The organism is Actinophytocola gossypii (genome assembly GCF_025165815.1).
GTDB classification, from domain to species: Bacteria; Actinomycetota; Actinomycetes; order Mycobacteriales; family Pseudonocardiaceae; genus Actinophytocola; species Actinophytocola gossypii.
In genome coordinates this window covers 39,546-51,361 of record NZ_JAFFZE010000026.1, presented here as the reverse complement: position 1 = coordinate 51,361, position 11,816 = coordinate 39,546, and the positions used below count along the sequence as shown (strand labels likewise).

The 11,816-nt window shown below is 66.1% G+C and carries 5 protein-coding genes; 1 reads left to right on the top strand and 4 read right to left on the bottom strand.

The features are described 5' to 3' along the window. Positions 1 to 190: 190 nt before the first annotated feature. Positions 191 to 4,996, bottom strand: a complete 4,806-nt coding sequence (locus JT362_RS31295) for a DEAD/DEAH box helicase (RefSeq protein ID WP_260195474.1) — start codon at positions 4,994 to 4,996, stop codon at positions 191 to 193. Between the two features lie 992 nt (positions 4,997 to 5,988). Here JT362_RS31295 and JT362_RS31290 point away from each other — a divergent pair. After that, positions 5,989 to 7,269 carry a helix-turn-helix domain-containing protein gene (locus tag JT362_RS31290; protein ID WP_260195472.1) on the top strand — a complete coding sequence of 427 codons (1,281 nt, stop codon included), beginning with the start codon at positions 5,989 to 5,991 and terminating at the stop codon, positions 7,267 to 7,269. Positions 7,270 to 7,383: 114 nt separating this feature from the next. Here the strand turns inward: JT362_RS31290 and JT362_RS31285 are convergent, their stop codons facing one another. The 3 genes from JT362_RS31285 to fxlM form a co-directional block, all read right to left on the bottom strand. Beyond that, positions 7,384 to 8,046 carry an HAD family hydrolase gene (locus JT362_RS31285; RefSeq protein ID WP_260195471.1) on the bottom strand — a complete coding sequence of 221 codons (663 nt, stop codon included), beginning with the start codon at positions 8,044 to 8,046 and terminating at the stop codon, positions 7,384 to 7,386. 52 nt (positions 8,047 to 8,098) lie between these two features. Then, positions 8,099 to 9,160: a hypothetical protein gene (locus tag JT362_RS31280; protein WP_260195470.1), complete on the bottom strand. Its 1,062-nt coding sequence runs from the start codon at positions 9,158 to 9,160 to the stop codon at positions 8,099 to 8,101. A 68-nt stretch (positions 9,161 to 9,228) separates the two neighbouring features. Then, positions 9,229 to 11,283, bottom strand: coding sequence for a methyltransferase, FxLD system (gene fxlM, locus JT362_RS31275; protein ID WP_260195469.1), 2,055 nt, complete (start codon positions 11,281 to 11,283; stop codon positions 9,229 to 9,231). Positions 11,284 to 11,816 lie beyond the last annotated feature (533 nt).

The following is an 11,816-nucleotide window of genomic DNA, read 5'->3' as shown; positions in this document are numbered from 1 at the left end:
GTCCTCAGCCACGAGGCAGCGTCGGCGAGCAGGCCGGCGACTTAAGCGGCGTCGGTTCGGTCGCCTGTCGCCCGAGCGGGGAACCCTCCGCCGCCACCGTAGAACTCGCCCAGGTCGCCGTCGACACCGTCGCCGGACGCGCGCTGCGCGAAACGCATTCACTGCCTATGTGTCTTACGGGCGGGACGACTCATAGCTCGTCGAGCGCTGGCAGTGAATCAATGATCTTCACAGACTCCACGCTGACCGTCACGATCCGCTTCAACAGATTTAGAACGTATCGGGCATCTTCGGACCATTCATTGGGGTCGTTGACGATGCCGCTGGCCTTGTCGGTCTTGACCTGATACCGCTCCATGATCCACTCGATGGCCGATTTCGCGCCGAGCGTGTAGCGGTACGCCTCCTCCGGAATACCTGACAAGGTCACGTGGCTGTTAAACACAATCCGGCTGCGGTCCTTACTTGCTCCCTTGCCCTTGCCGAAGACCATCTGTTGCACGCGGTACAAGGTCGCGTCAGGCACCCCGCGAGTTGAGGTGACAATTTCCTCGAGCGCGTACGGCGCGACAGCCTCATACCCGACGTGCAGCGTCACCAGCTCGCGACCGGCATCGGCGAACCCACGGAAATCCTTCACCTTGGGGATGCGAGGCAGCATCTTTTTCAGGTCGGTGGCGAACTCGGTCCGATAGGTCGGCGAGTGCAGCAGCCCGTACACATAGTAGAAGATGTCGTCTTTGCTCAGGCCAGACCCGTAGGTCTTCCGATAGTCCGAGAGGATCTCGTCCGTGATGTTGTCGACGCGCTCGTACTCGTCGTCGTTCCTACCGCCGAACAGGTCAGGCTCGGCCTCAACTTTCTCGTAGGTGTAGCGCGGGAAGTACTGACCGCCGCTCCCCGCACCAGTCGTGTGGAGGTCGGGGATCATGTCGACGGCAAAGACCGAGAACGGAACGGCTGAGCCCATTCCAACGTAGTAGATTCCCAAGTTCGTATGGTCGACATCCGGGAAAATCTTCGGCATCTGTGACCGCTCATGATTAAGATGCCGATCGAAATAGACGCATTGCTTAGAGAAGGGGCGGTACATTCCAACCGTGCAGTGACTGGGAACAAAAGAGATCGACTCGCGCTTGGCGAGGTACCCTTTCAGGCTGCGCGACCAGCTGATCTTGGTTGGATCCCGATCAATGAAGTCGTCGACTAGGGGCTTGACGTCTCTAACGTTTCGCTTAGAACATAGGTCGCTGAAATCTTCAACCTGTTCGTTGTAAGATTTGATCGTACGCTGAATGTTCCGAGAAAGCCTGTCATGCGAGTAGTTGTATACCCAGGCGTCGCGGCCAGTCTCAAGTCCTCGTGAATAGTTCCGGAAGAAGGTCAGGGGTTGCTGCTGCCCCTTGGTGCCTTTTGTTCCGATGACGGTAAACGAATCAAATGCAGTGTTGCGCTGGTTGACCCAGTCGCCTTCTGCATTAGGTTCAATGGCCTGCCAGTCAATCGTGTGGAGGTCGCTGTCATCGATGATCGCGAGTTTCTGTTCGCGGGTGAGGTAGTCGCCGATGTCACGATAGTGAAGTCGGCAGACGGGCGCCGGGCTCGCAACCTTTACCAATAGCAGGATTGCCACGGTGCTTCGGCTGCCGGAACCGAAAATCTTGCCGCCTTCCCGCCTAGACAACTCACCCGCTGTGCGTTGGTTGCCTCGAAGGTTGAAGCAGTAGATGGTGCTAAACTCTTCGGCAAGGGTCTTGCGGAGGCCGTCCGCGGTGTTGCCGTCGATGTAGCCACCGTTGGAGACGAAGCACACAACGCCTTCTGCCTTAATTCGATCGGAAGCCCATCGGATGGCGCGGATGTAGGAATCGTAAAGAGAGTTCTTGTTCGTGGCCGTTGATCGTGCCGCGTAGGTCTCTTCGATTCGCCGGTCGAGAGTCGGATAAGACTCGTTCTGGTTACCGTCGTTCTGGCTGGTCTGTCCGGCCGAGTAGGGCGGGTTGCCAATGACGACACGGATGTCTTGGGCCTTTTGGCGCTTTACCCTCTTGTTGTTCTCAGGAAACATCTCAGCGTCGAGGGACTGGACGTCTTCGGCGAGCTGGAAGGTGTCGGTGAGGACGATGCCCTCGAACGGGGTGTAGTCGTCTGCGCGGAACTGGTGGAAGGCCGCTTCGATGTTCACAGCGGCGATGTAGTAGGCAAGGAGCAGAATCTCGTTGGCGTGCAGCTCGCTGGTGTACTTCCGTAGCAGGTCTTCTGGCTTGATCAGCCCTGACTGGAGAAGCCTGACGATGAACGTGCCGGTGCCCGTGAAGGGATCGATGATCTGCACGCCGGGTGCCGACAGTGAGGTGTCGAGGTGGCGTTGCAGGGCCTGGTTGGTGGCGCGGAGGATGAAGTCCACGATCGGGATAGGTGTGTAGACGATCCCGAAGGCGTCGGCGGTCTTGGGCAACGCGGTCTTGAAGAACTTCTCGTACAGCTCCGTGATGACCTTCTGTCGGCCCTCGTGGTTGTCGATGCCTTCTGCCCGCACACGGACCGAGGCGTAGAACGCCTCCAGGGTCTCGGCCTCCTTGCCCAGGGCCTGGTCACCGAGGATATCGAGCATCTTCTGCATCGTTTGCGAGACCGGGTTCTTGGTCGAGAAGTCGTAGCCGGCGAACAGAGCGTCGAACACCGGCTTGGTGATCAGGTGCTGGGCGAGCATGTCGATGGCGTCTGCTTTAGTGACGCCGGGGTTGATGTTGGAGCGCAGCTCATCGAGGAACCTCTCGAACGCTGCCCGCTTCCCCGACGTCGGGTCGTCCACGAGCGCCGCGATGCGGGCGACGTGCCGCTCAGCGATGGCCGCGACATCCTTGGCCCAGTTCTCCCAATAAGCGCGTTCGCCGACCTTGGTGACGATCTTGGCGTAGATCGCGTCCCGCCAGATTTCCACGGGGAGGTCCAGCGTGGCCTGCACGCCAGCGGCGGCGCTGCCGGCGTCGTTGGTCGAGCCGTCGCCACCGTCGCCGTCGAACCCAACCGTTCCGATCATGATGTTGTCGGGCTTGCGCTTGTTCAGTTCGATCTTGTTGACGGTGGCGTTGAACCGGTCGTCGTGCGCCCGCAGCGCCTGGAGGACTTGCCAGACCACCTTGTAGCGCTTGTTGTCCGACAGAGCCTTGTCGGGTGCGACATCGGCCGGGACGCCGACGGGCAGGATGATGTAGCCATAGTCCTTGCCCTCGGCCTTGCGCATGACCCGCCCGACCGACTGAACGACGTCGACCACGGAGTTGCGCGGGTTGAGGAACAGCACCGCGTCCAGGTCAGGTACGTCGACCCCCTCGGATAGACAGCGCGCGTTGGACAAGATGCGGCAGGTGTTGGCCTCCGCGTCGGCCTTGAGCCAGTCCAGTTCGACGTTGCGCTGCAGCGCGTTGTAGCTACCGTCGACGTGCCGGACCTCGCAGCGCAGGGTGGCCTCGTCGGCGTCGTCGTAAGCGCCGATTACCTCGGCGAAGCTCTCGGTGAGCTTCATGGATTCCTTGATACTGCGGGAGAACGCGACCGCGCGGCGCATCGGCTGGGACCCTGGTGGGAAGCCCTCGCCATCGGGTGTGCGGCCGGAGCGCTTGGACAGGCCGTTCCAGCAGCCCACGATCTTCACCGCGTCGTCGAGGTTGATCTCATTGTTCTCGTCAGCCACCTGGGATTGCAGCGACGTGGCGATGTATTTCTCGTCGACGGTGAGGATGAGGACTTTGTAGTCGGTGAGCAGGCCCTCGGCCACGGCCTTGCCGAACCCGAGACGGTGGAACTCGGGGCCGTAGAGGGCCTCGTCGTCCATGGAGCACAGCTCGGCGGAGTTCTGCTGGGCGGAGGTCTTGGTGTTGTCGTCGAACAGGCGCGGTGTCGCGGTCATGTACAGCCGCTTCGTAGCCTTGATGACGGTGTTGTCGTGCACCTTGACGAACTGGGACTCGTCTTGGCCGGCCAAGGTCACACCGGTCGTGCGGTGCGCCTCGTCGCAGATCACCAGGTCGAAGTCGGGAAAGCCGGCTTTCTGCGCGGCCGAGACCGTAGTGATCGACTGATAGGTGGAGAAAATCACGGTCAGCGGTGTGGCACCATCCGTCCGAGCGACCTGCGCAACCAGCTTGGTGGTGTCGGTGGTCGCCGGGAATGCGAGGTCGTGGACGCTAATGTCTTCGGATTCGGAGCGCTTGCCGACCTTCGTGTCCGAGCACACGGCAAAGGTACGCATCGGCGTTTGCGTTTGCGCGGTCCACTCCCGCAGGGTCTGGGACAGTAGCGAGATCGACGGGACCAGGAACAGGACGTTCGTCGGCTGACCGTCTCGCTCGGCGGCGAGCTGCTCGGCCACCTTCAGCGAGGTGAACGTCTTGCCCGTGCCGCAGGCCATGATCAGCTTGCCCCGGTCGTGGGACCCGAAGCCATCGAACACGGCGTTGACGGCGTCTTGCTGGTGGGGCCGTAGCGTCTTCTTGTGTTCGAGTCGCAGTTCGATGTCGATACCGGGTCGGGGCCAGGCGAGGTCCCATCGGATCGGGCTCTGTCCGATGTCGGCCAGCCCCACGCGTGAGACCGGGATGCGCTGATCGTCGAGAGCGTCCTCGGCGTGCTGGCCCCACTTGTCGGTGGTGGAGATGATGATCCGGCTGGTGAATGGTGCCTTGCCCGACGCGGTGAAGAAGGAGTCGATGTCGGACTTTTGCATGTAGTGGTCCGGCTCGTAGAACTTGCACTGGATCGCGCAAAAGCCCCCGGTCTCACGCTCCTCGGCGACGATGTCGATCCCGGTATCGGGCTTGCCGGCGCGGCCCGGCCAGTCCGCCCACATCCACACCTCGGAGAACTTCTCCGCATACAGCGGGTCCAGCTTCAAGTACTGGACCATCAACCGCTCGAACTTGTCGCCCCGTTCTCGGTTGGACACCGGGAGGGCACGGAAGGCTTCCAGGATGTCATGAACCGTGGTGGCCAACTGGCGATCTCCCCTGCTAGGTCTCCGGCACGCACTCCGGCCAAGACGGACGTGAAGGCCACTTTAACGGGTGGCAAGCCCGCTGCTGGCATGGCCTCAGGTACTCCGAGTGCACGTCAGCGACCTATAGCTGATCGATCGAGATACGGTCGCGGTCGTTCGATGGTCGAGTGGCCGGATCAGCTTGACTTCGTTCTTCTCGGACACCTTTGCCGCTGTACGGTTGAACGAGCCCGCTCGCTTGACCTGCGTGGGTGCAGCATCTGGGTGTTTTGTGCAGTGTGTCTGGAGTGTCGGGGCCGTTCTGCGGAGCAGGATGGCCCACTAGGCGGGCATCGTCAGCTCACCGCCGCTGCTGGCAGAGCTCAGGACGCTCGTCCGAGAACGCTCTCCATCCCGAGCAGACCGGCCGTCCAAGGCGATCTGCGTCACCCAGGATGTTGCCTGTTGGTGGCGGACGCGCTCGTTGGCGAGGTCCAGCGCAGGGTTGGCGGGCAAGTGCGCTCCTCCGGAGGTTCCGGCGTCGGGGATTGAGCGGAGGCCAGTGTGGTCGAGGACTTCAGTGACCGGTCGCCCGGTCACCATCTGCATGATTCGCGGCTGAGAAACAGCGAGTACATCGGCTCCGGCCCGCTCCGCCAGTGGCCCGACGACGTGGGTGGTGGTCATGGTGCTCTCACGATCGACGGACGGGGGCGATGGCGAAGGATGCAGGCCAGTCAAGGGCGCTGCCCACCTGATCACCAGAGCGACCGTGGGGCGGCCGCGAGGCGTCCATGGGCGATACCCCATCTGACCAGCAGGTTCTCCCTGCCGAACGCTGCTAAAGCCCTTGAACGGGTGCCTGGAGTGGAAATCTGGCGGCCGGTGGTGCGTGGTGGGTGGGTCGGATGCGGAGCGACGATGAGGCATTCATGAGGCGCCGCCGGCCGTACGTGCGAGAACGGACGAGTACTCTGCGCTAATGGCGGGGCCGGAAGGAGGGGCGCGCGATGGCAGCACGGCCGCTCACTCCGCTGGCCGCTGCTCGCGAAGCCGCTGGCTACACCCAGGAGAGCCTCGCCCTCGTGCTGAAGGTCGAGCGCAGCACCATCGGGCGATGGGAACGCGGCGTCCAGTCACCCCAGCCGTGGCAGCGGCCGGGTCTGGCTCGCGCCCTGCAGGTCTCCCTCGAGGAGCTGGACGACCTGCTGCGCCGCACCGGCCGAGGCCCTAGCAAGACCAACTCGGTTGCGGTGCTGGACCCCCCACAGATCGCCGTTGAGCGGGTCGCGTCGACACCACGCACCAGCGACGGCCGCGAACGGGAACTCGTCGCCGAGGTCGACGTCATCCATGCCGCCATCCCGCGCCTGCGCCGTGCCCTCGACCGACTGGACCTGCCCGACGACGGACCCATCAGGACTTCGGCCGACCTGTATGACGAGATCGCCCGCGCCAGCGACGACCGGCTGCAGTCGCGCTATGGCAACCTCGCCCGCCGCCTACCAGACCTCATCACCGAACTCGCCCGCGCAGGCCAGTTGGGCGACAGCGTCGACCGCCGTCACGCCGCTGCCCAGCTCACCCTGGCGCTGCGCGCTGCCGACGGTGTGGCCTTCAAGTTCGGCTACCTGGACTTGTCCGCGCGGCTGATCGACCTGATGCGCTCCGCCGCCCAGCTCGCCGAGGACCCGCTGCTGCTGGCCGCCGTGGCGTACGTGCGCACCGAGACCTTCTTCGCCACCGGCGACCTGGACACCGCCGCCCGCGCCCTCGAAATCGCCGCCGACCACGTACCCGAACTCGACACCGCCTCATCCTTGGCCGCGTTCGGCGCCCTCCACATGCGCGCCGCGGTCGTCGCGGGCCGGGCGAACAAGGCGGACCGGGCCGCCGACCACCTGCGCGAAGCCCGCAGCCCCGCGCGAGTCGTTCCCGAAGGCGTCTACCGGGGCACCGCGTTCGGCCCGGCCTCCCTGCGCATCCACGAACTCGCCGTCGCCGTCGAACTGCGCGATCCCATGGGCATCGAACGAGCGGCTGCCTGGCGTCCCCCCGAGAACCTGCCTGCGGAACGTCGCTCCCACTACTTCATCGACCTCGCGCGAGCCCAGCTCACGCTCGGTCGTCACGAGGACGCCTACCTGTGCCTGCAAGCTGCACGCCAAGCCGCGCCCGAACACACCCGCGCTCATCTCCAGGTCCGTCAGTCCCTTTCGGCTTTGCTGCGTACCCACAGCAGCCCGAGCTCCGGACTGCTCGACCTCGCCGCGTGGGCCCGCGCCTGCTGAGTTCAGTCGCCAGCCACGTGCCTGGTACCGCGCCCGGCATCACGATCCGGCGACCGGCCGCCAGGCGAAAGCGGAGCGTGCGGCGCTCTGTGCCAAGGTGGCGCACGTGGCAACTCACCCGTCCGTCGGGTCCGTACGCTGGCACAGCAAGTCCGGCAGGTCGAGCAGGGAATCGATGACCCAGTCCGCCTCGCGGCGCGCCAGCGGATCGTCGGCCCACAGATAGCCCCAGGGGCCGCGCTTGATCAACGCTGCTTTGAACCCAGCCGCCTTGGCAGCTACCACGTCGTTGTCCCGGTGGTCACCCACGTACAGCGTCTGGGCGGGACCGTCGGGAACTATCTCCGCCACCCGTGTGAAGAACTCGAGAGACGGCTTGGCAACGCCCCACTCGCCCGAAGTCGCCAGTCCGTCCACGGGAAGCCCCAGTCCACGTAGTAGAGCAGCGGCGCGCGCGGTCTGGTTGCCCGCGATGCCTACCCACAAGCCACGGTCGCGCAGCGCTGCCAGGCCGGGCCGGACGTCGGGGTACAGGTCGCTGTCCTCGATGCGCTCGCCCAGCCCGGCCTCCTCCCGCAGTTGGCGTTCGCGGGCCAGGTCGAAGCCGGGCTTGAAGTACTGGAAGGTTTCGGCGTTGTCCCGTCCGGCCGCGGTGACAGCTCCGAGAACCGTGGAGAAGGTGTGGCGCGGTACTCCGACCCAGTCGGCCCATGCACCCCACTCGCGCGAGTCGTCCAGCAACGTCTCGCCCACGTCGAACACCACTGCGGTCACCATGCCCTACTCCTACGTCACCGGCGGGCATGGCGCGACACAGGGGACGGCCGATTCAACGTGCCTGTTCCGTGAGACGACTGCGGTGGCGTATGAGGCAGGCAGCTGCGATGACCTCTTCGGCGTGAGCAAGCGCGGTGGTGAGATTTGCCAGGGCTTCCGGGGGCATCGTGCCGCTGTCCAGTCCGCACACTTTGACCAGGGAGGTGAGGTCGTTCTCCTGGGTTCTGGTGAGCAGCTCGTGGCAGCCGCTGTGCCGGAGGATGTCGCGGGCAACGTATCCGTCGCGGCTGTGGACCGCGTGGTCGATCAGGCCGGCGGCGACGTGTCGGGCGTGGGGGTTGTCGGTGGAGCCGAGCGCGTCGACGAAGGACAGGCCCAGGCGGGTGTGGAACACCGCGAGACCGGGCGAGGATGTGTCGAGAGCGTGGTACTGCTCGATCAGTGTGTCCAGGTCAGGGATGGTTGAGCCGCTGTGGCACTGGATGGTCAGGCAGGCGGTCACGGCGTTCTCCCAAGGCTCTCCGGGCGTGGTGTCGGTGAGGAGAGCGAGGGCACCGTCGGTGTCTGCGCTGACGGCGTGGGCGATGACCGCGACTTGGCGCCCGTCGAGCATTCGGCGGCCGATGCCCTTGTAGTCGCTGAGTCGGGTGTGGGCGTCGGCCCACCGCCCGGCGGCGGCCAGAGCGCGGGCACCGGTGGCCAGCAGGACCGCCCACAGCCAGCTGCGGATGTGCTGGTGCGTCTCGGTGGAGTCGGTGAGGTCGGCGGGGATGTCGATGCCGTCGACGGTGGCGTCGGCGCGGGTGGAGACCGCGGTGAACAGGGTGTCCATCAGCGCGAAGGCGTGCTCGCCTTGGCCCTCGCGGATGTAGAGGCGGGCGAGGTTGGTGATGGGTTCGAGGGCGAGGCGGGCTACCTGCGCGCCCAGGGGTCGGGCGCGCAGGTAGATGTTCACCTGCCGATGGCACCACTGCCGGGCCAGGTCGGGAAGGCTGCAGTCGGAGGCGACGAGCGCGGCTTGGTTGTGTACTGCGGCTGCTTCGGTGAGGTCGCCGGTGCGTGCGGCCTCGCGGGCTCGGTCGCACAGCTCGGCCACCCGCCGGGCCAGCGGCACGCAGGCCGGGCGGGTGCGGGCGACCAGGGGGAAGCGGCGGGCGAACTCGCCGGTGGGGTCCATGACCGTCACTCCCAGGTGACGATCATGGGCTTGGTCGGGCGGTCCAGGACCACGCGGCCGGGGCCGGCGTTCGGCTGTGGCGATGTGTCGGGAATGGCGAAACGCACGGTGCGGGAGCGGAAGCCCTGGTCCCAGGTGGCGATCTCGGTCGCGACCTGTTCGGCGAGTTCCTGTCCGCGGGGCCCGTGGCCGATCACGCCGACCTCGTAGCGCCGGCCCCCGTCCGGTCCGGGTTCGGCGGCGCGGACGGTGAGGTAGGCGAGGCTGCCGTCGGCGGTGGTGGTGGCCATCGCTACCGAGGGGAACATCGGTCGGACCAGGCCGCTGTCCTTCGCGCTCGGGGCGACCTGCATGCGCATGAGGGGGTTGGGCAGGTGGCAGGCCAGCCACAGGTCCAGCCACTCGAACGACTCCATCGGGGCGACGTGCACGCCGGCCCACACCTCCTGGGCGGGGGTGTCGAAGACGCCGGAAAGGGTGTCCGGGTCGGTGGCGTGGTTGTTGTCCTTGTGGGTCTGCAGCGTCACGTCACCGGTGGTCAGCCCGGTTCCGGTGAGGTCCAGGACGCGGCGGGCGTCGTCGCCGAGGCCCCGCAGCGGCATGAAGATCGCCATCTCGCTGCCGATGCTGGTCCAGCCGTTCTGGTCGCGTTCGAAGGCGATGCTGCGTGAGGCGCATCCGCGCAGCCGTACCGGGGCGACCAGGCGTCCGCCGGGGGCGAGCTGGTCGAGCCAGGCGGTGGGGATCTCGTGGGCGCCGACGGTGGCGATGACGCGGTCGAAGGGTGCGGTCTCCGGGTGGCCGAGCGCGCCGTCGGCGGCCACGGCCTCCACGTTGTCGATGCTGGCGGCGGCGAGGTGCTCGCGGGCACCGGTGACGATGTCGGAGTCGATGTCGATGGTGGTGACATGTCCTGTGGGGCCGGTGAGGGTGGCCATCAGAGCGGCGTTGTAGCCGGTGGCCGCTCCGAGTTCGAGCAGCCGCTCGCCGGGCTGGATGCCGAGCTGTTCGAGCATCATGGCGACGATCGTGGGCTGGGAGGCGGCGCTGATGCGGGTGCCGTCGCCCTCGAGCTTGGTGTAGACGGGCTCGTCGGCGTACGCCTCGACCAGGCCGACGCCGGGGAGGAACAGGTGGCGCGGCACCTGCCGGAACGCGGCCTCGACGGCGTTGGTGCGGATCGTGCCGTCCTGGACGAGGCGGTCGGCGAGCTGGGCGCGCAGTTCGTCGGCGGAGTCGGTGGAAGCGTCACTGACAGTGGTCGTCATCGCGGGAACCCTAACGGTGGTGGTGGTTGAGGTGGTGGTGGTCCCGGCGCGTGCCTGCCGGGTAGGCGTGTTGTGAGAGTCGGTGTGGAAGACGGCGTCGATGGCCAGCGCGGCGAGGGTGGCCTGGTCGGGTCCGGAGAGGCCGGCGCGGTTGGCGTGGAAGATGAAGTGGTGCGCCAGGACGGCGCGCAGGCCCCGCTCGAGGTGTCCGTCGCGGGCGAGGTCGGCGAGCTGACGGCCAGCGGTGTCGAACGCCGCCCACCACGTCTCGGGCACCTGGTCGGGCGCCACGTCGGTGATCGTGTGCGTGTTGGTGGTCATCAGGCGTCGCACGGCCTGGCTCCACCGCTCGAGGCGCTGGGAGTCGGTGTGGTGGGCGTGGGCGGCGGGCCGGAGCGCGGCGATCTTGGCCCAGACGTCGCCCTGCTCGAACCAGTCCAGGCTGGCGGCGCGCAGCATCGCGCTGAACAACAGGAGGGTGGTCTCACGCTGTCCCAAGGCGGTAGGTGCGGTGTCGCGGGCGCGGGCGAGGCAGTGTCGGCTGTCGTGGTGGAACAGGGTGTGCGCGATGTTCATCGCGGCGGTGCCGCCGAACGCGCGGGTCTCGGGTTCGTAGATGCCGCGGGTCCAGCGCGCGACCTTCCCGTCGGCTTCCAGCTCGGACAGCAGCGCGTCGACCACGGTTGTCTCAGGGTTGAGCGGCTGGTAGCGCAGCCGCCAAGCGGGCGTCTTGCGGAGATGCCACCAGGTGGCGAGTTCGCCGTCCTGCTGGGCTCGTGGTCGACAGCGCACTGAGCCACAGCCACCGGATCGAGTTCCTGGGACCTCGACGACCCGTCACCACCCACGGCCCACTGGTCCTGTGACCGCGAACCCTCCGTCTCCGCGAAAATCACGGCCAGCCCTCGCGTACTATTTGTCCAGGTCAGAGCACGTGTCCAAACCCGCAATCCACCAGTGAAGATCATCAATGGCCGCCTCGGCCGACACCTCTCGCGAGCGCTCACAAAACCGCAGGTCAAAACGGGCCAAAATTTGGACCCAGTCGCCGTCCCAGCCGGGACGGCCCTTCATCGAGGCGACGACGCGGGGAACGAGATCGTCACGGTGGGCCGGTCGCCGTCCCAGCCGGGACGGCCCTTCATCGAGGCGGGCGGCCGCGCGCCGACGTGCTCCACCCGGTCGAGGGTCGCCGTCCCCGTCGGGGTGGCCCTTCATTGATGACGGTTCGTCGGTGTCGGGCACTCTTGGCGCGTTGATTTTCGTCTGGTTTCGTCTGGAAGCAGCGTGGTTGTGGGGTTGCGTCTGAGGGCGAGGTCGTCGTG

Bases quoted from the DNA above. Each gene is read 5' to 3' on its own strand.
- JT362_RS31290 (WP_260195472.1), top strand. From the start codon at position 5,989: ATGGCAGCACGGCCGCTCACTCCGCTGGCCGCTGCTCGCGAAGCCGCT.
- JT362_RS31285 (WP_260195471.1), bottom strand. From the start codon at position 8,046: ATGGTGACCGCAGTGGTGTTCGACGTGGGCGAGACGTTGCTGGACGAC.